General features: G+C 52.7%; 26 protein-coding genes and 1 pseudogene. 18 read left to right on the forward strand and 9 right to left on the reverse strand.

Annotation, left to right across the window (positions count from 1 at the left end; genetic code table 11):
* The first annotated feature begins 23 nt into the window (after nt 1-23).
* Genes NR177_RS20970 through hpxZ form a run of 4 tightly spaced genes read left to right on the forward strand, consistent with a single transcriptional unit; the run spans nt 24 to nt 3,582 of the window.
* Entirely contained in the window at nt 24-1,610 is a 1,587-nt protein-coding gene (locus NR177_RS20970) for a gamma-glutamyltransferase family protein (protein ID WP_256853546.1), read from the forward strand.
* A 12-nt stretch (nt 1,611-1,622) separates the two neighbouring features.
* Nucleotides 1,623-1,805, forward strand: a complete 183-nt coding sequence (gene hpxX / locus NR177_RS20975; RefSeq protein ID WP_063878528.1) for an oxalurate catabolism protein HpxX — start codon at nt 1,623-1,625, stop codon at nt 1,803-1,805.
* Nucleotides 1,802-3,202 carry an AtzE family amidohydrolase gene (locus NR177_RS20980; RefSeq protein ID WP_256853547.1) on the forward strand — a complete coding sequence of 467 codons (1,401 nt, stop codon included), beginning with the start codon at nt 1,802-1,804 and terminating at the stop codon, nt 3,200-3,202. The genes hpxX and NR177_RS20980 overlap by 4 nt, the downstream gene beginning before the upstream one ends.
* The gene (hpxZ, locus tag NR177_RS20985; RefSeq protein ID WP_109718275.1) at nt 3,199-3,582 is read left to right on the forward strand and encodes an oxalurate catabolism protein HpxZ; all 384 of its coding nucleotides are present in this window, start codon (nt 3,199-3,201) and stop codon (nt 3,580-3,582) included. Before NR177_RS20980 ends, hpxZ begins: the two co-directional genes overlap by 4 nt.
* A gap of 124 nt (nt 3,583-3,706) precedes the next feature.
* On the opposite strand, the gene NR177_RS20990 is transcribed toward hpxZ, so the two are convergent.
* Nucleotides 3,707-4,612, reverse strand: a complete 906-nt coding sequence (locus tag NR177_RS20990; RefSeq protein ID WP_063878525.1) for a LysR substrate-binding domain-containing protein — start codon at nt 4,610-4,612, stop codon at nt 3,707-3,709.
* A gap of 98 nt (nt 4,613-4,710) precedes the next feature.
* On the opposite strand from NR177_RS20990, the gene NR177_RS20995 reads away from it, so the two are divergent.
* The gene (locus tag NR177_RS20995; protein ID WP_063878524.1) at nt 4,711-5,484 is read left to right on the forward strand and encodes a 2OG-Fe(II) oxygenase family protein; all 774 of its coding nucleotides are present in this window, start codon (nt 4,711-4,713) and stop codon (nt 5,482-5,484) included.
* A gap of 52 nt (nt 5,485-5,536) precedes the next feature.
* On the opposite strand, the pseudogene NR177_RS21000 reads toward NR177_RS20995, so the two are convergent.
* From NR177_RS21000 to NR177_RS21020, 5 genes and pseudogenes are all read right to left on the reverse strand, one after another.
* Nucleotides 5,537-5,701 (reverse strand): annotated as a pseudogene (locus tag NR177_RS21000) (acetylornithine deacetylase); the annotation flags it as partial.
* Nucleotides 5,702-5,854: 153 nt separating this feature from the next.
* Nucleotides 5,855-6,529 (reverse strand): DUF1028 domain-containing protein, encoded by a 675-nt coding sequence (locus tag NR177_RS21005; RefSeq protein WP_063878522.1) that lies wholly within the window; start codon nt 6,527-6,529, stop codon nt 5,855-5,857.
* Nucleotides 6,526-6,960, reverse strand: a complete 435-nt coding sequence (locus tag NR177_RS21010) for a RidA family protein (protein WP_063878521.1) — start codon at nt 6,958-6,960, stop codon at nt 6,526-6,528. Before NR177_RS21010 ends, NR177_RS21005 begins: the two co-directional genes overlap by 4 nt.
* Before the next feature lie 17 nt (nt 6,961-6,977).
* Nucleotides 6,978-8,243 carry an NAD(P)/FAD-dependent oxidoreductase gene (locus NR177_RS21015; RefSeq protein WP_256853548.1) on the reverse strand — a complete coding sequence of 422 codons (1,266 nt, stop codon included), beginning with the start codon at nt 8,241-8,243 and terminating at the stop codon, nt 6,978-6,980.
* A 246-nt stretch (nt 8,244-8,489) separates the two neighbouring features.
* Nucleotides 8,490-9,401 carry a LysR family transcriptional regulator gene (locus NR177_RS21020; RefSeq protein ID WP_256853549.1) on the reverse strand — a complete coding sequence of 304 codons (912 nt, stop codon included), beginning with the start codon at nt 9,399-9,401 and terminating at the stop codon, nt 8,490-8,492.
* A 423-nt stretch (nt 9,402-9,824) separates the two neighbouring features.
* Here NR177_RS21020 and NR177_RS21025 point away from each other — a divergent pair, with 423 nt between their 5' ends.
* Genes NR177_RS21025 through NR177_RS21040 form a run of 4 tightly spaced genes read left to right on the forward strand, consistent with a single transcriptional unit; the run spans nt 9,825 to nt 13,862 of the window.
* Nucleotides 9,825-11,348 carry an amino acid ABC transporter permease/ATP-binding protein gene (locus NR177_RS21025; protein WP_256853556.1) on the forward strand — a complete coding sequence of 508 codons (1,524 nt, stop codon included), beginning with the start codon at nt 9,825-9,827 and terminating at the stop codon, nt 11,346-11,348.
* 27 nt (nt 11,349-11,375) lie between these two features.
* A complete protein-coding gene (locus tag NR177_RS21030; protein WP_256853550.1) occupies nt 11,376-12,248 on the forward strand; it encodes a phytanoyl-CoA dioxygenase family protein in 873 nt (290 codons plus the stop codon).
* Nucleotides 12,249-12,274: 26 nt separating this feature from the next.
* Nucleotides 12,275-13,087 (forward strand): ABC transporter substrate-binding protein, encoded by an 813-nt coding sequence (locus NR177_RS21035; protein WP_109718269.1) that lies wholly within the window; start codon nt 12,275-12,277, stop codon nt 13,085-13,087.
* Nucleotides 13,088-13,130: 43 nt separating this feature from the next.
* The gene (locus NR177_RS21040) at nt 13,131-13,862 is read left to right on the forward strand and encodes a class II aldolase and adducin N-terminal domain-containing protein (RefSeq protein ID WP_256853551.1); all 732 of its coding nucleotides are present in this window, start codon (nt 13,131-13,133) and stop codon (nt 13,860-13,862) included.
* Between the two features lie 100 nt (nt 13,863-13,962).
* Here the strand turns inward: NR177_RS21040 and puuE are convergent, their stop codons facing one another.
* From puuE to NR177_RS21055, 3 genes are read right to left on the reverse strand one after another with little or no spacing between them, the layout of a single operon-like run.
* Nucleotides 13,963-14,922, reverse strand: coding sequence for an allantoinase PuuE (puuE, locus tag NR177_RS21045; RefSeq protein WP_063878515.1), 960 nt, complete (start codon nt 14,920-14,922; stop codon nt 13,963-13,965).
* 34 nt (nt 14,923-14,956) lie between these two features.
* On the reverse strand, nt 14,957-15,688 hold the full coding sequence (hpxA, locus tag NR177_RS21050) for an allantoin racemase (protein WP_096011040.1): 732 nt from the start codon (nt 15,686-15,688) through the stop codon (nt 14,957-14,959).
* Nucleotides 15,685-16,407, reverse strand: a complete 723-nt coding sequence (locus NR177_RS21055; protein ID WP_063878513.1) for a GntR family transcriptional regulator — start codon at nt 16,405-16,407, stop codon at nt 15,685-15,687. Before NR177_RS21055 ends, hpxA begins: the two co-directional genes overlap by 4 nt.
* A gap of 141 nt (nt 16,408-16,548) precedes the next feature.
* On the opposite strand from NR177_RS21055, the gene NR177_RS21060 reads away from it, so the two are divergent.
* The 9 genes from NR177_RS21060 (at nt 16,549) to NR177_RS21100 (ending at nt 24,238) form a co-directional block, all read left to right on the forward strand.
* Nucleotides 16,549-18,048, forward strand: coding sequence for an NCS1 family nucleobase:cation symporter-1 (locus NR177_RS21060; RefSeq protein ID WP_256853552.1), 1,500 nt, complete (start codon nt 16,549-16,551; stop codon nt 18,046-18,048).
* A gap of 504 nt (nt 18,049-18,552) precedes the next feature.
* The gene (locus tag NR177_RS21065) at nt 18,553-19,101 is read left to right on the forward strand and encodes a PTS glucitol/sorbitol transporter subunit IIC (protein ID WP_013024730.1); all 549 of its coding nucleotides are present in this window, start codon (nt 18,553-18,555) and stop codon (nt 19,099-19,101) included.
* Nucleotides 19,102-19,118: 17 nt separating this feature from the next.
* Nucleotides 19,119-20,135: a PTS glucitol/sorbitol transporter subunit IIB gene (locus NR177_RS21070; protein WP_256853553.1), complete on the forward strand. Its 1,017-nt coding sequence runs from the start codon at nt 19,119-19,121 to the stop codon at nt 20,133-20,135.
* A gap of 24 nt (nt 20,136-20,159) precedes the next feature.
* On the forward strand, nt 20,160-20,519 hold the full coding sequence (locus NR177_RS21075) for a PTS glucitol/sorbitol transporter subunit IIA (protein WP_063878510.1): 360 nt from the start codon (nt 20,160-20,162) through the stop codon (nt 20,517-20,519).
* 9 nt (nt 20,520-20,528) lie between these two features.
* Nucleotides 20,529-21,308, forward strand: a complete 780-nt coding sequence (srlD, locus tag NR177_RS21080; protein ID WP_096011042.1) for a sorbitol-6-phosphate dehydrogenase — start codon at nt 20,529-20,531, stop codon at nt 21,306-21,308.
* 42 nt (nt 21,309-21,350) lie between these two features.
* A complete protein-coding gene (locus NR177_RS21085; protein WP_109718265.1) occupies nt 21,351-21,716 on the forward strand; it encodes a transcriptional regulator GutM in 366 nt (121 codons plus the stop codon).
* Nucleotides 21,717-21,797: 81 nt separating this feature from the next.
* Nucleotides 21,798-22,571, forward strand: a complete 774-nt coding sequence (locus NR177_RS21090; RefSeq protein WP_063878507.1) for a DNA-binding transcriptional repressor — start codon at nt 21,798-21,800, stop codon at nt 22,569-22,571.
* Entirely contained in the window at nt 22,564-23,523 is a 960-nt protein-coding gene (locus NR177_RS21095; protein WP_256853557.1) for a KpsF/GutQ family sugar-phosphate isomerase, read from the forward strand. The genes NR177_RS21090 and NR177_RS21095 overlap by 8 nt, the downstream gene beginning before the upstream one ends.
* A 46-nt stretch (nt 23,524-23,569) precedes the next feature.
* The gene (locus NR177_RS21100; RefSeq protein WP_256853554.1) at nt 23,570-24,238 is read left to right on the forward strand and encodes a transaldolase family protein; all 669 of its coding nucleotides are present in this window, start codon (nt 23,570-23,572) and stop codon (nt 24,236-24,238) included.
* The last annotated feature ends 115 nt before the right edge of the window (nt 24,239-24,353 follow it).

The following is a 24,353-nucleotide window of genomic DNA, read 5'->3' on the forward strand; positions in this document are numbered from 1 at the left end:
CTGAATAACACAATGAGAAGAGCATGATTCAGAGCAATATGGCCCCGCTGGGCATGGCGGTAACGCCTCATCATCTGGCCAGTGAAAGTGCGCTGGCAGTGCTACGCGACGGCGGCAATGCGATTGAGGCAATGGTCGCCGCCGCCGCCACGATCGCTGTCGTGTATCCGCATATGAACGGCTTGGGTGGCGATGGCTTCTGGCTGATTATGCCGGGCAAAGGCGACCCGATCGCTATCGACGCCAGCGGCAGAGCCGGTTCTCTCGCAACCATCGACTTCTATCAGGGTGAAACACAGATTCCACACCGCGGGCCCAAAGCGGCATTGACCGTGGCAGGCACGGTGAGCGGCTGGCACGAGGCGTTAACGCTGTCAGCAGAGCTCGGCGGTACATCCCTGTCTCTGCCACGATTGCTGCGTGACGCCGTGCGTTATGCGGCAGATGGCATTCCGGTTACGGCCTCACAGGCGGCGGCGACTCGCAGCAAGCGTGAAGAGTTACAGCATCAACCCGGCTTTTCCGCCCTGTTTTTGCCCGATGGCGATGTCCCGGCGGAAGGCAGTCGTTTTACCCAACCCGATCTGGCCCGCACGCTGAGTCTGCTGAGTGAAGAAGGGCTGGAAAGCTTTTATCGCGGCACGCTGGCGCATCATCTGGCAGGCGAAATGGTTAATCTGGGTATTCCTGTCACCCTGGCCGATTTACAGGAGCAACGTGCCCGCCGGGTCACGCCGCTGCATGTCAGCCATAGCGAAGGGGATATCTGGAATATCACGCCGCCGACACAGGGGCTGGTTTCTCTGGCGATCCTGGGCATTACCGATCATCTGGATATGGCCAATGCCGATGAAGCGCAAACCATTCATCGCATCGTTGAAGCCACAAAAAAAGCCTTTGCTCTGCGCGATCGGCACATCACCGATCCCCGTCATGTGGTTGAAGATCTGCAGGCCCTGCTCGACAGCGATCTGCTCGCCACGATCGCCAGCCAGATTGACGATCACCGCGCTGCGCCGTGGGGAACCGGTCGTGGGCCTGGCGATACCGTCTGGATGGGCGTGATGGACAGTAGCGGGCTTTCCGTCTCCTTTATCCAAAGTATTTATCATGAATTTGGCAGTGGCGTGGTTCTGCCCGGCACCGGGATCGTCTGGCAAAACCGTGGGGCGGCTTTCAGCCTCGATCCCGATCATCTGCTGGCGCTGGCACCCGGCAAACAGCCTTTCCACACGCTCAATCCTGCCGCTGCGCGCCTGAAAGACGGTCGTACAATGGTCTATGGCTCGATGGGCGGTGACGGACAGCCTCAAACCCAGGCAGCGATTTTTACCCGACATGTGATACAGGGAATGCCGCTTCAGCAGGCAGTGAGTGCACCCCGTTGGCTGTTGGGCCGTACGTGGGGACAGACCTCTGACTCCCTGAAGCTGGAGAGCCGTTTTGCACCTGAGACGCTGGAGCAGTTACGCCAGCTAGGCCATGAGGTGGAATCCCTTCCGGCATTCAGTGAGGCCGTCGGCCATGCGGGGGCCATTGTTCGTCACAACAACGGTATGTTCGAAGGCGCAAGCGATCCACGCAGCAACGGCAGCGCCGCTGGTTTCTGACAGGAGTAAATGATGAATGATATTGAGTGGGCGGCTTATATCGCCCAGATGGAGCAGATCCTGAATCTGGAGCTGGATGAGGCACGCCGTGCAGCACTGCTGATCCAGATGACGCGTATTGCCGCTATGGCGGCACCGCTAATGGCTTATCCGCTAGACGATCGGCTGGAAGTGGCGGGAGTGTACCACGCATGAAACTGGACGAGGTTTCCATTCAGGCACTTCAACAGGCGATTCAGCGCGGGGATATCAGTGCCCGTGAAGTGGCAGAGCAGACGCTAACGGCAATAGAGAAACAGAATCCGCAGCTTAATGCCTGGACGGATATCACTGCAACGCGGATGAGGCAGGAAGCGGACGCGGTCGACCAACAGCGACTGCGCGGTGAAAAATTACCGCCGCTGGCGGGCATTCCCTATGCGGTAAAAAACCTGTTTGATGTGCAGGGCTATTCGACGCTGGCAGGGGCCGCATTATTCAGCCAGCGCCCCGCCGCGCAGCAGGATGCCTTTGCCGTGACGCGACTTCAGCAGGCGGGCGCACTGCTTTCCGGCATGGTCAATATGGATGCCTATGCTTACGGCTTTACCACAGAAAACAGCCATTATGGCGCGACGCGCAATCCGCACGATCTGGCGCGCATCGCCGGTGGCTCATCCGGCGGTTCGGCGGCAGCCGTGGCGGCCGGGCTGGTGCATTTCTCGCTGGGCACGGATACCAATGGCTCGATCCGCGTGCCGGCTTCGCTGTGCGGGATCGTTGGGCTGAAGCCGACCTTTGGTCGTCTGTCCCGCAGCGGCAGCCATCCGTTTGTCGCCAGTCTGGATCATATCGGCCCCTTTGCGCGTCGGGTGGACGATCTGGCGCTGATCTACGATCTGTTGCAGGGTAAGGACAGTGCGGATGCCTTCCAGGCAGATCAGCCGCAGGCTGCATCCTTGCCTTTGCTGGAACAGGGCGCGCAGGATTTACGCTGTGCCGTGCTGGGTGGTTTCTTTTCAACGTGGTGTAATGATGATGCGCGCACCGCCCAGATGCAGACCGCCAAAGCGTTGCAGGCTCACGAAGAGGTGATCATGGCGGAAGCGGAACTGGCTCGCTCAGCCGCCTTTATCATGACCGCTTCGGAAGGCGGCAACCACTATCTGCCCGCGCTACGTCAGCACCCCGAACAGTTTGAACCGCATTCCCGTGAACGCCTGCTGGCGGGCGCGATGCTGCCCGGTGCCTGGTATGTGCAGGCACAACGCTTCCGCCGTCATTTCCAACAGCAAATACTGCCGTTATTTGATCGGTTTGATGTGCTGATTGCCCCTGCCACACCCTGCAGTGCCCCGCTGATTGGTCAGGAGACGATTGCCATTAACGGACAAAACTTGCCGACCAAGGCCAGCATGGGCATGTTAACCCAGCCGATCTCTTTTCTCGGCCTGCCCGTCTGTACTGTTCCGCTGGCAACGGCAAGCGGCTTGCCGATTGGCATACAGTTAATCGGCGCGCCGTTTAACGAACAGGCGGTATTGCGGGCGGCTTTTGCCCTTGAACAGCAAGGTCTGACATTTTCTCCCACCAACGTGGCTGGAGCCTCATGAACACCGAAGAGATTAATCGCACTGACGTGCTGGACGCCGTAACCGCCGCTTTCTACCGCTATGAACAGGCGCTAACAGGCAACGATATTGCCGTTCTGGATGAGCTGTTCTGGCACGATGCACGGACGGTGCGTCTGGGTGCCGGAGAGAATTTATACGGCATTGATGAGATTCGCGCTTTCCGCGCCGCCCGCCCTTCGGCGGGACTGGATCGCACATTGCAGAATACCGTGATCACGACCTTTGGCGATGCTTTTGCGGTATGCAGTACCGAATTCACCCGCGCAGGCACTGAAAAAATTGGTCGTCAGCAACAAACCTGGGTGAAATTCCCCGCAGGCTGGCGCATCGTCGCGGCCCAGGTCAGCCTGATGAGTTAAGCAAGCCGCGTTAAACTCCCCGTAGCGCCAGAGGCAAGGATGCCTCGCTTTATCTAAGATCGCCCAGGCTGTGACTGCCCGCGCACAACGCTGCAACGACTGATCACCGCCAGCCGAATGCGCTTTATTCCCCTGCAGCGCGTTCGCGCAACCAGGCGATCATCTCCTCGCTTCCTTCCTGGTTGCCAGTGCGATTAGGCCAGGCAAGGTAATAGGGCTTACTGAGCGGTAAACATAACCCATCAATGACCACCAGCGCGCCCCGCGCCAGTTCCTGGGCAATCATCTGGCGTTGTCCCAACAGCAGTCCCGCTCCGGCGACCGCCGCATCAATCGCCAGTGAGGTCAGGTTAAACGTCAAACCCGGCTGAGCCCTGGGTTCGGCCATGCCTTTTGCCTCAAACCAGGCTGGCCAGTCAGGCAGAAAACGCCCTTCTTTTCCCCAGTCGAGATGAATCAGTGGCGCCTCGTTGAGGATATGTGCTGCAGAAAACGCGTTGACCAGCGCGGGGCTGGCGACCGGGAATACCTCATCGTGAAACAGATACTGTTTGTTCAGCTTGGGACAGGCGTCTTCACCAAAACAGATGACAAAATCCGCCGGGGTTTTACTGAAGTCCACTTCGGCGTGCGTGCCATGTAGAGAGAGACCGACATGTGGGCAGCGCTCGCGCCAGTGGTGAAGATGCGGTAATAACCATTTTGACGCCAGCGCGGGAAGCGCATACAGCGTAAGCTGAGCGGCGGTGTCCTTGCGCCCGATGTTTCGTTGCCCCAGTTGCAGAATATCGAAAGCCTCTGACACATAGCGAAGATATTGCTTGCCGATATCCGTCAGCATCACGCCGTGCTGGGTGCGTAAAAACAGCGCACATCCAAGATGCTCTTCAAGCTGACGAATTTGCTGACTGACTGCGGCTGGCGTTAACGCCAACTGCGCTGCCGCCTTCGTCAGGCTGCCGGTTTCCGCAGCCACCTTAAATGACTGAATAACGTTGATTTTAGGCAGGCGCGACGACGGCGTGGGCATTAAGGCTTCCTTATCAGGGTCTTAAATATTTATTGGTATTCAGTACGATCGGACCCCGTTAAAGTGATATCTCACTCTTGAAACGCGGGAAGCAAACGATGCCTGAAGCTCTGGTACGTACTGACTTACATCCTCTGTCCAGTCATGACTGGCGTCAACACTGTCGGACGCAACTTAACCAGCAAGGTGCACTGGTGCTGCCTGATTTTTTGCAGCCCGCCGCCCTACAAGCCATCGTCGCAGAAGGTGATGCGCAACGCCATCGTGCTTACCATACCCAAAGTAAGCATAACGTCTATCTGATGAAAGCGGACCCAGACTTCAGCGATACGCATCCTCGCAACCGCGAAGTCAGTAGCACCAAAGGGTGCATTACTGACGATGTGATCGCGCCGGATTCCCCTTTGCGTCAGCTTTACGACGATGCACTTTTTCAGTCTTTTTTGTGTGAGGTGCTTGAAGAAGAAGCGTTGTATCCGTACGCCGATCCCTTGTCTTCCATTAACCTTCACTACGCGCCGCACGGCAAAGAACTGGGTTGGCATTTTGATAACTCTTCGTTTGCCATCACGTTGCTGGTGCAGAAACCGGTGGGTGGTGGACGGTTTCAGTATGTGAAAGACCTGCGGAATGCCGATGCGGGTGAGATGAATTATGCGGGCGTAGCCGCGGTGCTGGATGAACAGCAGCCGGTCGATGAGCTGGCGATTGAAGCCGGGGATTTAGTGCTGTTTCGCGGGCGTAATTCCCTGCATCGCGTCACGCCCACCGAAGGCGACGTGACACGTATGCTGGCGGTGCTGGCCTATAACACCGCGCCCGGCATTGCGTTATCAGAGACCGCGCGCATGACTTTTTATGGCCGGCTGTAAAAACGGGATGGGCCGATAATCTGGCCATGCGGTGCGATCCGCCCCGCATGGCTTACCCGGTTGAGTTCGTGGGCGTTAACGCCATCCACTGCCGCAGGTTGTTCAACATCGTCATACAACGTTCCAGCCGTTCGATACTGACAAACTCATCCGCTTTATGTCCCTGCGCCATGCTTCCTGGCCCACAAACCAGGGTCGCCACGCCAATGTCGTCAAATGATTGGCTTTTTTAGCGCTGTCATCATGCAGCCACTGCGTCTTAACGCCTCTGACCGGCAGGTAGTCGTCAATAAACTGAATCAGTGCCAGGTTTGACGCCCGGCTGGTTGTGTCAAAGGCCAGCAGTGAGGCCAGAAGCGCACGTAAATCCTCATTCATCGCCGGGAACGCCATAGGCTGGCGCTTCACGCGGGTCCAGTGCGCGCGTGACATAGGCTTCCATCTGCGGTTCATAGGCAAGCCACAGTTGCGTCAGTTGCCCGACAGGATCATGCTCAGTCCAGTCAATGCGCAGATCCACCAGCGGCCAGGTATAGTCGTCCACCAGTTTGAGCGCGGCAGAATGTAACGGTCCGGCCTCCCCGCCCGCCGCCACGCCAGCCTGGAGGGCAGCAAGAAGCCGACTGGCCAGTTCACCGGAGGCCGCGTCATAAGCCGCACACATTGCTGCCGTCACGCCTTTATCCGCCAGCATATTGCCTGCGGCGATACAGTTTTTGCCTTCAGTCACGCTCCCGATGCCCAGCGTCTTGCTGCCACTGAAAAACGCCGTATTGCCCTGAATATCGATCGCGGCGACCTGACGGTAATCACTGAATCTGTCGTCAGCCAGCGCCAGCTTGAGCGCCACGTTCAGATCCCTGCCCTGATCCAGATGCACCAGAATCTGCTGCCCCAGAGAAGGCAGCGTAATGTTCTGGCTCGCTACCGCGCCCACGCCCGCCTGCAGCCAGGGACAGCGCGCCCCCACGGCTATGCTGGATGAGCTGATGGCAATACCGAGTTGACCGGTTTCTTCACAACGTGCCGTTACCGATAAGGTCATTGCATCGCTCCCTGTTTCCAGTCATCCGGAATCACCGCAATGACATCAATTTCCATCAGCCACTGCGGCTGTGCGAGCGCCGAAATCACCAGGCCCGTAGAGACAGGGAAGACGCCTTTAAGCCACTTTCCTACTTCCCGGTAAACCGGCTCGCGATAACGCGGATCGGTAATATAGGTGGTGGTTTTGACGATATGCGACAGATCGCTTCCTGCCTCTTCCAGCAGTTGCTGCACATTTTTCATCGCCTGCGCCGCCTGGGCAGCCGGATCGCCCAGGCCCACCAGATTACCGTCGAAGTCGGTGCCAACCTGACCGCGCAGATACACGGTGTTACCTGCACGTACGGCCTGGCAGAGATCGTTGTCCAGCGTTTGATTGGGATAGGTTTCTTTGGTATTAAACATCCGAATACGAGTATGAGTCGGCATAACGACAATCTCCTGGTTCAATTTTCTGAAGCGGCACGGTAATCCTGATACTGACGTTGGATAGCGATGTGGTCGGCGACATATTTTGCGTCATGCCACACGCCCCAGATAAACGAGGAGCCCCGGCGTGACTGCCAGGGTAGCCCGAGAAAATAGAGCCCGGACTCGGTGGAGACGCCGCGTTGATGGACCGGTCTGTTCTTCTCGTCAAAGGCATTAACCTTCAGCCAGGCGTAGTCGGTGGCGTAGCCCGTCGCCCAGATGAGGGTGGTGATCCCTGCGTGGACGAGATTGAGTGACTGCACAGGGTGCGAGACACTTTCCGGATCGGGCAGAAACACGCGCGCGCCAGGATCTTCGGGCAAATCCAGCCCATGGCGCTCAACCCAGGCATCTGCCGCGTCAAGCAGGGATAAATAGTTTTCATCACCTGAGGCAATGTTTTGCGCCAGATCGGGCTTGAAAGTCACCTCATCGCCTGAAAAGCGTTCCGTCACCCCGACCAGGTTGATGCCCTGTTGCGCCAGCCTGCGAAAGTCGACTGTATGACCGCCGCGCGCACCGCTGACGGCAATGGTGACGTGTTCTTTACCGGGTTGACCGGCTGCCGCATCCCACAGACCTAGCACACCTAACCACCAGCAAAAGTCCCGGTTGCGATAGCGTCGAGGTGGCCGATCGTGCGGCCCAACCGAGAGCCAGACGTCTTTTCCTGCACGCTGAAGCTCATCGGCAATCTGCACTCCTGATGAGCCCGCGCCGATAACCAGCACGCCGCCTTCAGGCAGTTGTTGTGGATTACGATAGTCCGCTGAATGCAACTGGGTGAATCGCGCATCAGTGGGCGCAATGGCGGGAATGATGGGCTTCTGGAAGGGACCGGTGGCAACGACCACGCGCTGTGCAACAATCGGGCCTTCAGAGGTAGAGACGTCGAAACCGCTGCGCCCGACACGAGGCACTACGCTCAGGACCTCGACGCCCGTTTTGACAGGCGCGTCAATGTGCCGTGCATACGCGTCAAAATAGTCAGCAATCTGTTCTTTAGAGACAAAGCTGTCCGGGTTCTGGCCCGGAAACGTCATGCCGGGAAACCGGTCGTGCCAGGCGGGACCGTTGGCAACCAGAGAATCCCAGCGGCGCGTCCGCCACGCCTCAGCAATACGATGTTTTTCCAGGACACAATGCGGAATGCCGAGCCGCCCCAGATGCTCGCTCATGGCGATGCCAGCCTGTCCTGCCCCAATCACCAGGGTGTCTGTTTCTTGCTCTGTTATTGTCATTCCATCATCCTCAAGCCCGCCGTTTCAATGACGTGTTCCTGACACGCGCTAGCGCCAAGACTATTTGAGGCAGATGAATGGGTAAAATATTATAAAGCTAATATCTGAATAAGAAATTAATAAGCAGAGGATGCACACCTGATTATTAAAGCCACTCAACGAATAAACCGTAAAATTTATCGATGCCTTCCGCCATAAATACATTTCATTTTCTTACCGAATAGCAGGCGATATGCGCGGCCTTTTTCAGGTCATTGGTCCCAGGGCACTATTCTGGCAATAGTCCATAAAAAGTTTTGTCGGACGCGTGGGTTCATTATGACTTAACCAGGCCATGATTAACGTAGAGGCTTCCATATCATCCTCAATATCAATCTGCGCAAGTTTTTTACCGTCATACGTCATATCCGTGTAAGGTCGGGTGACCAGTACTGAAAAGCCTAACCCCTGCCCCACCATGCAACGTACCATTTCAATTGAGGGCGAACTGTAGGCAACCTGCGGATGATAACCTTTGCTTTTGAAAATATTGATGAAGTAATTCCTGCTGGGGACAGCATCCAGCAAAATCATTGGTTCCTGACTCAGCTCACGCAACGTGACGAGGGATTGTTGTGCCAGCGGATGGTTTACCGGTAAGAGCGCATAGGGTTTATGCGGGGCGTTCAGCGCCGCTTTTTGTATCGTGTTGTCCAGTTCAAGATCGTACAGGAAAGCCAGGTCAAAACGTCCGCGATGGAGTCCGTGCATCAGTTCATGCTGCTCGCCATCGTAAAGTTCAATGGTGATATCCGGATAGTGTTTTTTAAATCCGGCAATCAGTTTTGGCATATACAGAGGCGCGGCAGATTCAAAGCAACCCACCGTAATCGTTCCCGAAATCAGTGTGTTATCTGCCCGTGAATTTTGCTCAAACTCGTGTGTCAGGCGTAAAAGTTCTTGGGCTTTTTCATAAAAACGACGGCCTCCGGGCGTCAGGGAAACCCCCTGGGCATGATGGCGAATCAACAGTTGCTGATCGAAGGCGTCCTCCAGATTTTTAATCGAGACAGAGATGGAGGGCTGGGCGATATGCAACTGACGCGAGGCTTCAGCAATGCTTTCCGTCTCTACCACGGCGACGAAATATCGGAGCTGTTTAAGTGTAAAGCGACTCATGGCGTTACCTCTTTTTTTTATGGTCAGCGAGAAGCACTGCTTCGTTTTGGACTAAGCACTGGTGCAAATGCTGTGCCACAACATGCTCAGTCGACCTGAGCGCCTTTTTTTCAAAAATATCGCCACCCTGTTTTTTTATCTTCGACAGATCGCGAACGTCAAAAAAAGAAATTGCACCAATAACTCTCACGTTGCGTCCTAATGATCAGCGCGCTGCCCTAAATAAGCGCAAAAATGAAAGCAATACGCTAATTATTACCCTGTGACATTCAAAATACGCCGTTTAAAAGTGAGAGTAGAGTTGGATAGTTTTTTTAAAATCAGAACCAAAGAAATTACTAATTGCTATCGTTCCCATCATGCCGCCATAGTGAATTACAGAATGAAATGATTAACCCTTTTCTGTTTAATGCGAGCAAGCCCATGACATTTAACTGGAACTATATGTTCAGTCTGTTTAGCGACGCTAATTTCTGGCTGGCGACATGGACCGTCATCAAACTGAGCCTGCTGACCTGGGGAATGAGCATTATCGCGGGATTTATCCTGGCGCTGACCAAGCAGTCGCGTCATCCCTTATTGACGCTACCCGCCCGCTTTTATATCTGGCTCTTTCGCAGCCTGCCGTTACTGGTGCTGCTGATCTTTGTTTATAACCTTCCTCAGGCACTGCCCGCCACGTCGACGGTATTGAGCGATCCCTTCTGGGCCGGGTTTATTGCGCTGACCATTTGTGAGAGTGCCTACATCGCGGAGATCCACCGTGGTGGGCTGCTGTCGATTCCTAAGGGCCAGAGCGAGGCCGCCCGGGCATTGGGATTGCGCTATGCCGGTATTCAGTGGCGCATTATTATCCCGCAGGCCTTGCGTGTGGCGTTACCGGCGCTGGCAAATGAATACATCGCAATCGTGAAGCTGACGTCGCTGGTCTCTGTTATCTCACTCACCGAAATTTTGATGGTCGGCCAACGGCTTTATTCGCAAAACTTTCTGGTCATGGAAACCATGGCTGCCGTGGCCTTCTATTACGTGCTGATCGTGACCGTCTTTGACTTCCTGTTAAAACAGCTGGAACGCTATCTGGACGTGACGCAGCGTCAACCGTCCGGCAAACCCGATGCGCACCTGTTTGAACTTGCACAATGCGCTGCGGTGAATCCTGTACGCCAGGCGCTGCACACCGGCGGGCCAGCGTTGCAGGCAATGCGTCTTCATAAGGCTTACAACAATGTTGAAGTGCTGGGTGCCGTTAACCTGCAGATTCATCCTGGTGAGGTGGTTTCCGTGATCGGGCCTTCAGGCTCAGGAAAAACGACGCTGATTCGCCTGCTTAATGGTCTGGAGCAGATCGATAACGGCGAAATCCGTATTAACGGAAAACCCTTTATTCATCTCAGTCAGCAAGGAGAACAACGAAAGCCACGCTTCATTGAGCATAAGGAACACCGCCTCAATATTGGGATGGTCTTTCAGAGCTTTAATTTGTTCAGCCACCTCAACGTCATGGATAACCTGCTGCTGGCACCACGCTATCACAAGCTTGCGCCCACACAGACCTTAAAGCAGCAGGCGGCTGCACTGCTTTTCAAGGTCGGGATGCTGGAACATGCGTGGAAATACCCTCATCAGCTCTCCGGGGGGCAGCAGCAACGCGTCGCTATTGCACGCGCCTTGATGATGCGTCCCCAAATCATGCTGTTCGACGAACCGACGTCAGCGCTCGACCCTGAAAAAGTGAATGAAGTGCTTCAGGTCATTGAAGCCCTGGCAAGCGAAGGCATCACCATGGTGATCGTGACCCATGAGATGAACTTCGCCTTCAAAGTCTCTGATCGAATTGTCTTTATGGAAAAAGGACGCGTCGTGTGTGACGACGCGCCACAAGTGCTACGCGATGGCCAGCATCCGCGCGTGGAAGCTTTTCTGAAGGATGTCTCGCTGGCGTAACGATGTATTAATCACGAGGGCACGACCATGATTGAACAATGGCAGATAGATCAGTATCACCAGCAAGGATTTCTGGTAGTTGAACATGTCCTGACAAGCGATGAAATCGCAGCGCTGCAACACGATTTTGATCAGTGGGTTGAGGAAAGCCGCAGCCAGAGTGCGCCCTGGGGCGATACGCAGGATGGCCGTCCGCGTTTCGACATTGAGAGCGATCACAGTGCCGATCACCCTTCATTACGCCGTGTGAGCTCACCGAACGACATCTCTGCCGCCTATCGCTATGCGGCCCTGCAGTCACGTATGGCGCATATTGCCGGGCAATTAATTGGTGGCAGCGGCACACGTTATCATCACAGTAAGATCAACTCGAAGCTGCCTCATACCGCAACCAAAGTGGAGTGGCACCAGGATTTTCTGTTCACCCCGCACAGCAACGACGATATTGTGACCGCGCTGCTGATGGTCAGTGAGGTCACGCCGGAAAATGGCCCGTTAAACGTGGTGCCGGGCAGCCATCAGGGGCCACTTTATTCACACTGGCAGGACGGACGCTTTACCGGTGCTGTCGATTCTGCGGTGGTGAAAGAACAGTGTCAGCAGCCTACTGCCTGCTTTGGTCCTTCCGGTTCCGTGTGTTTTATGCATACACGGCTGCTGCACGCCTCCAGCCCCAATGAAACCGCCTGGCCGCGCACACTGTTTATCGCCGTGTACGCGGCGGAAGATGCGCTGCCATTCGGTGAAAACCCGTTACCCAGTCCGGATGCCGGAACGCTGGTCTATGGTCACGAGAGCGGCCTGGTCCGCAGCACCGCAAATGAACTTCGCCTGCCGCAGAAACCGCGGGGTGCGTCGTTCTTTGTTCAGCAGGCCGGTCAAGATCTTGCCAACGTCTGATAGCGCCTAACAGAGAGATAATAACGATGAAAACATGTGTATTAAGTCTGCTTGCTGCAGGCGCTGTGCTGGCGTCATTTAACGCCTCAGCTTTTTTACAACCAGGTAAAATCATCGCCGGATCGGATATGACCTTCTTTCCATATGAATATATGAAGGATAACAAGCCCGCCGGCTTCGACATTGAGTTTCTTGATGGCCTGGCAAACGTGATGGGCCGTCAGGCCGTGAACATTGATACCCGCTTTCCTAACCTGATTACCGGCTTGCAGAGTAACCGGTTCGATATCACTAACTCGTCAATGTATATCACCGCCGACCGCATGAAGGTGATCGATATGATTCCCTATCTGAAGAGCGGCGAAGCTATTCTGTCGCTGAAGGGCAGTGATTATCAGCCCAAAACCCCCGAAGCATTCTGCGGTCATAAAATTGGCTCGATGGGCGCCACCTCCTGGTTACAGCAGTTACATAAACTGTCTGACGATTACTGTGTGAAAAACGGTAAGCCGCCTATCGCGATCAGCGAATATGCTACCGATCCGCAGACGACGCAGGCGATGCTCTCCCACGCAGTCGAAGCGCAGATCACCGATGCAGCGGTCGCGCGTGGCGTCGTTCAAAAGCTGGGCAACCGCATTCAGATTTCCTCCACAACGCTCATCTACCCGGTGTTAAACGGGTTCGGCGTGAAGAAGGACAATACAGAAGTGAAACAGGCCCTGGTCGCCGCGCTGGAAACCTACCGTAAAACGCCAGAGTATGCCGCGCTGCTGAAAAAATACCATTTTGAAGCGCCGACAGCAGACGATCTCAAAACCTTGATGCCACAGCCTTAATCTCAAACGCGTGCCGGGCACGCGTTCATTTTCAGGAGGTAATATGGCACTTTCTTTCGAAGAACAAACGCGTATCGATTTGGCTGCGGCCTTCCGCATTATTGCCTATCTCGGCATGCATGAGGCGGTAGCGAATCATTTCAGTGCCGCTGTCTCGCCGGATGGTAAGCAGTTTCTGATGAACCCAAAGTGGAAACACTTTTCACGCCTTCGTGCCAGCGATCTGCTGCTGCTCAATGCAGAGGACCCATCCTGTGCAGACCAGGAGGATGTTGATGCCACCGCCTGGTCTATCCATGGGCAAATTCATCAGCGACTGCCAGAAACGCGCGTCGTGATGCATCTGCATCCGGTTTACACCACCAGCGTCGCCTGTCTGGCACAGCCACACATTCCGCCGGTTGATCAAAACAGTGCGCGCTACTTTAACCGTCTCGCGGTGGATACGTTATACGGCGGCATGGCCGATACCAAAGAGGAAGGCGCACGACTGGCCAGCCTGTTGACCGATAAACGTCGTCTGTTAATGGGGAATCACGGTGTCATGGTGACCGCCCAGACGATTGGCGAGGCCTTTGATGACATCTGGACGCTGGAGCGCGCCTGCCAGATTTTGGTCACCGCCTGGTCTACCGGGCAACCTTTAAAAGTGCTGAGTGATGAAGTCGCGGAAAAAACCGCCCGCGACTGGGAAAGCATTCCCGACTTCTCTCTCCGTCATTTCGAAGAGATGAAGCAACTGATGATTGAGGCCGATCCCGCCCTGTGTGACTGAGTGGTTGCCTGCGTAGCTGTCTCGCGGGCAACAACGCCAGAAACAGCGGCAGCGCGCGCCGGCGCTCTTTTGCCGTCACGCGCTTACCGCCCGAAGGAGGTTACGCCTCTGGCGCGGGGTGCGTTTTCTTCCAGTGATCGGCAATCTGCTGCCGGGTACAGATCCACACCTCTTTATGCTGTTGGATATGATCAAGAAAATTTTGCAACGCGCGAAATTTGCCCGGACGGCCCAACAGGCGACAGTGCATCCCAACCGACATCATTTTGGGTGAGGTTTCGCCCTCTTCATACAGCACGTCAAACGTGTCACGCAAATAGGTAAAGAACTGCTCTGCGGTGTTGAATCCCTGTGGCGAGGCAAATCGCATATCGTTGCATTCCAGAGTGTAAGGAATGATCAGATGCGGTTTTACCGTGCCGTCCTGGCAGGTCACCTGGGTCCAGAACGGCAGATCGTCACCGTAGTAGTCACTGTCGTAGCTAAATCCACCCTGCTCAACCACTAAACGGCGCGTATTGGGGCTGTCACGGCCGGTGTACCAGCCCGTCGGTGCTTTGCCAAACAGATCGGACAAGACATCTACCGCCTGCTGCATATGCTGGCGTTCGGTTTTGGCATCCATGCCCTGGTAATGAATCCAGCGCCAGCCATGACTGACCACGTCGTAATTGGCCTGTTTTATCGCGTCAACGATTTCCGGATGACGCGCCAGCGCCATCGCCACACCAAAAACGGTGAGGGGCAAACCCCGTTTCTGAAATTCGTTATGAATACGCCAAAAACCGGCACGGGAACCGTACTCGTACAGTGATTCCATCGACATATGCCGATCGGGATAGCTGGCTGCACCGATAATGTCAGACAGGAACTGTTCTGAACCTGTGTCGCCATGTAATACGCTGTTCTCGGCCCCTTCCTCGTAGTTAAGTACAAACTGCACCGCGACACGGGCTTTCTTCGGCCAGGCCGCATGAGGAGGATTAGCGCCATAACCGATCAAATCGCGCGGGTAATTTTTATTGAAGCTGTAGGTTTTCTTATCCTGGCTTTCAGTCATAACGTGCATCCTGTCGGTGAACGGGAACATCTGCTTAGTTTAGGTGCTGAAAGGCACCAGAGAGTGGTTTATGTAAAGGATAAGCCAAATCGCCCTGTTTGCTGGTGCCAAACCCTAGCGCCACCAGCGATTCCACCATTTTTACTGCTGCACTGACGCCATCGATCACCGGCATCCCCAACTCCTGGGTGAGCGACGCCGCCAGCGTTGCCATACCGCCGCAGCCTAAAACAATCGCACCACTGCCGTCTTCCTGCTTCGCCTGGAGGCAACGCTGACGCACTTTCTCCTGTGCCAGCCCGCTTCCATCTTCTAATGCCAGCACCGGCAAATCGATGGCATGTAAGCCTGCACAATGATGAGTAAAGCCATACTGCTGGAGCAAATGACGGGCGATCACCAACGTTCGGGGCAAAGTGGTGACAATGGAGAAGCGCGTCGCCAGTAAGGTTGCGGTGTGCATGGCCGCTTCCGCAATACCAATCACCGGCCCGCTGGCCAGTTCGCGTGCCGCAAGCAACCCCGGATCGCCGAAGCAGGCAATGACGTGGCCACTGACGCCCTGCGCTTTGCCGAGCTTAATCTGTTCCAGCACGCCAATCGCCGCGATCGCTTCGTCGAAATGCCCTTCAATGGAAGGCACGCCCTGTGTAGGACAGACGGCCAGAATTTCCGTGCCGGGCGCTGCCACCGCGCGCGCCGCCTGACCGATGGTTTCCGTCATCGCCTGGCTGGTATTGGGATTAATTACCTGAATCAGGCTCATGATAAGGCTCCTTTATGACCCGAAAATAACCGGGTGAAATCCGGCAACGTTTCGCCCCCGCGTTCAAAGTGCAGGCTGGAAACAATATGTTCAAAGTGGTGCTGCATCGAGCTGGTTAGCGGTACTAACGCCTTATCTCGTAAACGTTTTAACAGTTGCTCATGATCATCACAGCGGCAACCGCGCTGCCAGGGAGCGCCCCAGGCGGCAATGACCAGGGAAGATCGTTGGGTCAGTCGCGTAACGAGATCGGTTAACACCTGATTGCCGGAAATAGCCTGCAGCTGGATATGAAACGCCGCCGACAGACGAATTGCCGCAGGGCCGTCATGCTGTTCGATGGCCGCCTTTTCCTGCTCAACCAGCGCAGCCAACGCGGCAAGGTGAGGTGCCTGCATATGTTCCAGTACGGCAGGAAGGTTGGCGCATTCGAGTAGACTGCGGGTTCGGAAAATGTCACGCGCTTCCTCCACTCCGGGCGTCGCGACATGTGCACCACGTTTGGGCGTAAGCGTCACCATTTGCACCGCAGCAAGGCGCTGCAACACTTTTCGAATGCCTGTGCGGCTGACACCGAATACGTCTGAAAGCGCCTCTTCCGGTAATTTACTTCCGGGTGGCAACTGATGTTCGACAATGGCGTTCATCAACGCCTGATAGATTGGCTCATCTTTATCATGCAGATCGGCCGCCGTTCTCTGGCCTGTTTCACTCTTCATTACCCGCTCCGGTAAACATCTTTGCGTAACTTATCGTATACGTTAAAAATAAATATTGTATACAAAAATCAAATTTGGCCTGGATCCTGCAACGTTTACACATAGGGTCATTTATTCATGTCTTTGAGAGGAGCAGGTTTCATGCCAAATCATTCAACGGTGGGTAACACATCGGCCTCTGAAGCCGAAGCAAAGTACAGTCCAAGGCTATGTAATGCAGACCTGGCGCCCACCCGCAATCAAAACTGGTCGTGGTACAACATCTTTTCGTTTTGGATGTCGGACGTACACAGCATGGGTGGATATGTGGTAGCGGCAAGCTTCTTTACGCTCGGGCTGACCAGTTGGCAGGTGCTGCTGTGTCTGCTGGCAGGGATCTGTATCGTGCAGCTTTGCGCCAACCTGGTGGCTAAGCCGAGTCAAATGGCGGGCGTGCCTTATGCGGTTATTTGCCGTCAGGCATTTGGTGTCTTTGGCGCCAATATTCCGGCGGTGATTCGCGGATTGATTGCTTTCGCCTGGTACGGCATTCAGACCTGGCTGGCGGCCAATGCGCTGATGTTGGTGCTGTTAAAGTTTTATCCTGCGCTCGAAAGTCTGACACACAGCCACTGGCTTGGCCTGTCTCAGTTGGGATGGTGCTGCTTTGGGGTGATGTGGATTCTCCAGGCCATGGTGTTCTGGCACGGCATGAGCGCGATCAAACGCTTTATTGATATTGCCGGTCCTGCAGTTTACGTGGTGATGCTGGCATTGGCCGGCTGGATTGTATACAAAACAGGTTTCGACGGTATTTCGTTTACGCTTGCCAGCAAACAACTGACGGCAGGTGAACAGACCTGGCAAATGATTACCGCCACGGCGCTGGTTGTCTCTTACTTCTCAGGTCCGCTGCTGAATTTTGGCGATTTCTCGCGTTACAGCAAAAGCATGGGCGACATTCGTCGGGGTAATCGCTGGGGGCTGCCGTTCAACTTTCTGCTGTTCTCCATCGTTACCGTGGTGATTGTCTCCGGCACACAGTCGCTGTTTGGTAAAATGATCACCGATCCAATCGAAACCGTCAGCATGGTGGGGAGTGATTTAGCCGTGGCAATTGGCCTGTTGACGATGATTACCGCCACGATTGGTATCAACATTGTTGCGAACTTTGTGTCACCCGCTTTCGATTTTTCAAACTGCTCACCGCAGAAAATTAGCTTCCGTACAGGTGGAATGATTGCGGCAGTAGGTTCGGTGCTGTTAACGCCCTGGAATCTTTTCCAGTCGCCGGAACTGATTCACTACACACTGGATGTATTGGGCTCTTTTATCGGCCCACTGTTTGGCATTTTATTAGCGGATTTTTATCTGATTAAAGGCGGCCGCGTTTATGTTGATGACCTGTTCGATGACACGCCAAAAGGGCGCTACTGGTATCGCGGTGGATTTAATCCAAAAGCCATTGGTGCATTATTGCCTGCGGTCGCAATCTGCCTGGTGATCAGTTTTATCCCTGCCCTGCATCAGGTGGCCAACTTTAGCTGGTTTATTGGTGTGGCGCTGGCTGCCGGTGGCTACTGGATGGTGGCACGCGAAAAGCAGACCGTTGAGAAAGATCGCTCAATGGCTTCTGGTGCAGCGGTGATGCAGAAGGAATAGCGGCCTGTCCACAAGCCCTGTGGCTGTACAGTAACCCCATAAAACGACTCTACGTAGAGTCGTTTTTCGTTGGGCCGCAGACCACCGGACTGCATTGATGAGGAATGATTTTGACTGGTTTTTCTATTCAGCATTGAGTGCCCTATCCTGCATCCGCGTCTCAACACGCTATCTTGATGCCTATCAGCCCTTCCTCTTTCGTAGAAACGCTCCGCGTTCGCATTGATCCTGTCTTTGCCAGCTGAAACTCAGTAGGTATAAAAAACTTAAAAATCATAAGCATAAACCTTTACAGAGTCAGCTAACCCTGTCGCAACGGCAAATAAAGAATGCGATGCCCCCAGCAAAAAATATTCACTTCAAAACAAAAAATAGTTCAAATTGAAAGTTAAATAATTTATTTGTGATCTATATAAAATATTTAACCCTTCAAAACGATTATATTTTTTGCGAGTTAAGGCGTAGCAAGCGCGAAAATCCAGGCAACCTTAAAGGAGTGGCAACATGATTGATGCAATCACCTTTGGTGCGGAATGGTTTATTGGACTGTTCCAGAAAGGAGGTGAAGTTTTTGTCGGCATGGTGACAGGAATTTTACCTTTGTTAATTAGTTTATTAGTCGTAATGAACGCGTTGATCAGATTCGTAGGGCAACATCGAATTGAGCGACTGGCACAAAAATGTGCGGGCAATCCTGTTTCACGCTATCTGCTTTTACCGCTTATCGGCACCTTCGTTTTTTGTAACCCTATGACACTCAGCCTGGGGCGATTTATGCCCGAAAAATACAAGCCAGGATACTACGCGGCCTCTTCGTACAGTTGCCATTCCATGAATGGATTATTTCCTCATGTTAATCCAGGCGAACTTTTTGTTTATTTAGGCGTTGCCAGTGGCCTGACAACCTTAGGTTTGCCCTTAGGTCCCCTTGCTGTTAGCTATTTTCTGGTTGGACTTTTTACTAATTTTTTTCGGGGCTGGATTACCGATCTCACCACCAGCCTGTTTGAAAAAAAGATGGGCATTAAGCTCGACAAAAACGTTCAGCTTTAATAAAGGCGGAAAATAAAATGACGACACAAATCCGTATCGAAAAAGGAAGCAGTGGTTGGGGCGGCCCTTTACAACTTGATATAACACCCGGGAAAAAAATTGTTTACATCACAGCAGGCACCCGACCGTCAATTGTGGACAGGCTCAGCGAAATCACAGGTTGGGAAGCCGTAGATGGTTTTAAACAAGGTGAACCACCCGCTGATGAGATTGGCCTGGCAATCATCGATTGTGGTGGCACGCTACGTTGTGGTCTTTATCCCAAACGAGGTATTCCCACTGTGAATATCCATGCCACGGGGAAATCCGGACCGCTGGCGCAATATATTCTGGAGAACATTTATGTCTCTGGCGTTAAGCCTGAGAATATAAGCATCGTCAATGAAGAGCAGCATGACAGTAAAGAGCGGGTAAACGAGCATGACGCAAAATTTGCTGCCCTGGCACCGTGTGATTCAGGTACGGGTAAAGATTACGATCCGAGTAAAAAAATCACCGAGCAAAGCGACGGTTTACTGGCAAAAATCGGCACGGGAATGGGGACCATCGTTGCCGAATTTTTCCAGGCCGGCCGCGATACAATCGATACCGTACTCAAGACTATTCTCCCTTTTATGGCATTCGTTGCTGCCATCATTGGAATCATCATGGCCTCAGGTTTGGGGGATATGATTGCCCACGGGCTGACCCCACTAGCCACCAATCCGCTTGGATTAATCACGTTGGCGTTAATTTGTTCGTTCCCGCTACTGTCGCCGTTCTTAGGACCGGGGGCGGTGATTGCCCAGGTTATCGGTGTACTTATTGGCGTTCAGATCGGGCTGGGTCATATTCCACCCCATCTTGCCCTGCCTGCCCTGTTTGCCATCAATGCACAAGCTGCTGCGGATTTTATTCCTGTCGGTTTATCGCTGGCGGAGGCGAAACAGGACACCGTGCGCGTGGGGGTTCCTTCTGTACTGGTAGGCCGTTTTCTGACCGGTGCACCGACTGTGCTGATTGCCTGGGCCGTCTCTGCTTTTATTTATCACTGAACGTTAACCTTCTGGAGAAAAGTCATGACGCACTTTGAAACTGAAATAATCAAAGTTGGAATAAATGCCCACGATGCGCTGCTTGAAAACATGATGATTTTATTTCGGGAAGGCGCACCAGCCGATATTCAGGATTATTGCTTTATTCATCAGCATGGCATGCTGATGGGACATCCTGTAACGGGTTCAACCCTACAGCTGGGAGAAAGGTGTTATCCAGTGACCGCTATCGGTGAGGTCGCGATTGAGAACCTACGCGAGCTGGGACATATCACCGTCGTTTTCGATGGGCAGTCAATAGCGCAATTACCTGGCTCAATCCATGTCAGTGGAAAAGCGCCCGAAAGGATCACCCCTGAAACATCCGTCAAACTCTTTGCTTAGGAGCCTGTTATGTCTGAAGTTGCTGTTGTAATCGGTGGAGGGCAAACGCTGGGTGCGTTTCTGGCGAAAGGATTGGCCGAAGCGGGCTACCGCGTTGCCGTAGCAGATTTGAAGGGTGAAAACGCCAGAAAAGTTGCCTCAGAAATTAACGCCGAATATGGCGCTGATCTGGCCGTGGGTTTTGAGGTTGATGCGACAGATGAGAAAAGTGTTATTGAGCTTGCTGGCAATATCGATACGATCTTTAAACAGGTCAATGTGATGATTTATAGTGCCGGCATGGCAAAAGCCTCCTTCGTCACTGATTTTGCGTTAAAAGATTTTGAAGTATCTTTGCAGGTCAATCTCGTAGGTTATTTTCTTTGCGCGCGTGAATTTGCCAGGCTGATGATTCGCGATAATATTCCAGGCCGCATTATTCAGATTAATTCAAAGTCGGGTAAAACAGGCAGTAAACATAATTCGGGCTATAGTGCTGCTAAATTTGGCGGGGTAGGATTAACACAGTCCCTGGCACTTGATTTAGCGGATTATGGCATCACGGTACATTCACTGATGCTGGGTAATTTGCTCAAGTCGCCGATGTTTCAATCTCTGCTCCCCCAGTATGCAAAAAAATTGGGCATCTCGCCCGACGAAGTTGAAGCCAGTTATATTGCGAAAGTGCCACTCAAACGCGGATGCGAGTATCAGGATGTCCTGAATGTCTTGTTGTTTTATGCCAGTGATAAATCCTCGTATTGCACTGGACAGTCTATCAACATCACGGGCGGTCAGGTGATGTTCTGATCGACCCGATCATGATTAGCTGGCATCGCTCAGGAGAAGACGATGAGTAGCGGGATAATTGCTGTAGCACTTTTAGCATGGCTGGCACATACGCTGTTTGGCTGGTATCAGCTACGAAGCTTTAACCGCATGTTAGAGGGCTTATTTCAGCAAGGCAGAGTCGGAATTGGGCGTTCAGCATCTACCCGCTTCAATGTTGAACCACGCGTTATTATCGCACTCGCTGTAGATACAAAAGGACGAATCATATCGGCTGTCATTATGAAAGGTTTCACCGTTTTTGCCCGTCCACGCGCGCTACCTTTGTTAAATGGCTGTTATCTTAATGATATAGATGCGAAAAAAATTTTTCCTGAGCGTGAAACGTGTCAAAAAGCCTTACTTTCCGCCATATCAATGAAAGAGTAATGTGTTAAATTGAAAGCAGGATGAAAATTACAGCACTGCTTTAATTTTGATAAAAAACACCTTTCAGATAAGGCTTTACCAATGAAACCGCGACAAAGACAGGAAGCCATCCTTGCCTATCTACAAAAAAATGGCAAAACCACAATTAGCGATCTGATCGAACATTTTAAAGCAACAGGCACCACTATTCGTAAAGATTTGACCGAGATGGAGAAGCGCAGTGAGGTTATTCGTATTCACGGTGGCGTCATTCTGAGCCATGAAGAAGGCGATCAACCTATCGACCATAAAACACATATTAACAGTGACAGGAAAAGGCGCATTGCTGAATCGGCCGTACAACTGGTTAACGATGGTGATTCGCTGATCCTTGATACCGGCAGCACAGTGCTCCAAATGGTCAGGCATCTGAAGCCGTTCAATAACATTACTGTTATGACAAACAGCCTACACATTGTGAATGCGCTGATGGAATTAGACGGCGATCAGACCATTTTAATGCCTGGCGGAACGTTAAGAAAAAAGTCAGCTTCATTTCATGGAGGGCTTGCCGAGTCAGCATTCCGCTCTTTTAACTTTGATAAGTTATTTATTGGCGCCGATGGCATTGATTTGGATATGGGGATCACCACCTTTAATGAAGTTCATGCCGTCAGCACATCGATGTGCGCGGCTGCTGACAAGATTATTGTGTTAGCTGACTCATCCAAGTTTGGTCGCAAAAGTCCGAATGTTGTTTGCAGCCTGGATAAGGTTGATACCATTATCACGGATGCCGGTATTACTGCTCATTACCTTCAACAATTAGCGGATAAAAAAATCAACGTCATTGTCGCAGGAGGTGATGATGAATAATCCAGAAGTGCTGCTGGACTATGCCAGAGAGGCGCTTTCGCTTGAAATTACCGAAGCTCAGAATCTGTTTAATAGTTTAAATGGTGAGTTTATACAAGCCTGCAAGCTGATTTTACAGTGTCAGGGGAAAACCATTGTTTCAGGAATCGGTAAATCCGGTCATATTGGTAAAAAAATAGCCGCCTCGCTGGCCAGCACAGGTACACCGGCTTTTTTTGTGCATCCCGCCGAGGCCTTGCATGGCGACCTTGGTATGATTACGTCTCATGACGTATTTATCTTTATCTCTAATTCGGGCAGGGCCGCTGAACTGCAGATAATTATTCCTGCACTGCGGGCACTCCAGGTACCCATTATTGCGATAACCAACGTTACCAGTTCCTTTCTGGCACAACAGGCCGACTGCGTTTTACACCTTGCTGTCAATCGTGAAGCCTGCCCGATGGGGCTTGCTCCCACGTCAAGCGCCGTGAATACCCTGTTAATCGGCGATGCCCTGGCGATGGCACTGATGCGTTCCCGCGATTTCAACGAAGAGCAATTTGCCCGTTCCCACCCCGGCGGCAGCTTAGGTGCAGGCTTACTTAATTCGGTTACGCAGCTCATGCGAAAAGGTAGCCGCATTCCTCGCGTCAATAAAAACGCCTCCGTTTTAGATGCGATGGAAGAACTTACCCGCACCGGTATGGGAATTGTTATTGCCTGCGATGATAACAATGATATTAAGGGTATTTTTACTGATGGCGACCTGCGTCGTGCCTTATTGGCAGGTAAAAAGCTGGACGATCAACTTGAGCCACTCCTGACACGTCCCGGTTATAAACTGGCCGAGCACCTCAGCGTTGCGGCGGCTACGCAGAAATTATATGACCGACGCATTAGCGCGGCACCGGTGGTCAACCAACAAGGTACGTTAGTCGGGGCCATCAATATCTATGATTTGCATAAATGACATTCATTAGCGAGTGACTGAAACACCAGAATACCTGAGAGGGAATATGGAATTATATATCGATAGTGCAGATACGTTTGCTATTCGCGAGATGGTAAAAATTTTACCCGTCAATGGCGTTACCACCAACCCTTCGCTGGTTGCTAAATCTGGCGTCGAACTGACGCACTTAATCAGTGACATCCGGACTATTTTGGGTGAGGAGAAACTTATCTTTGCTCAGGTTTTAGCAAGCGATACACCAAATATTATTCGCGAAGCGCAGTATCTGCATGAAATGTGCGCCAATATGGTCGTAAAAATACCCGTCGATCGTGCAGGGCTGGCCGCAATGACTCAGTTGAAACAGCGTAACATTCCAACGTTAGGTACTGCGGTTTATTCCACCTCACAGGCGATGTTAGCAGCCTTCGCGGGCGCTGATTATATTGCGCCCTATTTTAATCGCATGGAAAATAACAATATTAATGCAAAGCAGGCCATTTCAGATATTCAGCAGTTTATTCAACTGCACAAGATGGATTGCAAAATACTCGCTGCCAGCTTTAAAAACACCACTCAGGTGGCAGACTGTCTGCTGGCGGGAGCGGCGGCTGTCACATTGCCTGTCGATGTTATGTGTGAAATGTTTAACTCCCCTCTGGCAAAGCACGCCATTGATGATTTCAGCCATGACTGGAATCAGGCATTTAACCGTCAGCAGTTGATTATTTAGTTCTGCGAACGCGTTAATAGTGCATAAGCGAGAGCAAAGTTTTGCTGCGGGCACAGCATCTTCTGTTTGGCAGCATTAACGCTTTGGACGAGTGAGTAAAGGGGGGGAATGCTTC

The sequence above is a fragment of the Pantoea sp. Fr+CA_20 genome (assembly GCF_024520835.1).
Lineage (GTDB): Bacteria > Pseudomonadota > Gammaproteobacteria > Enterobacterales > Enterobacteriaceae > Pantoea > Pantoea allii.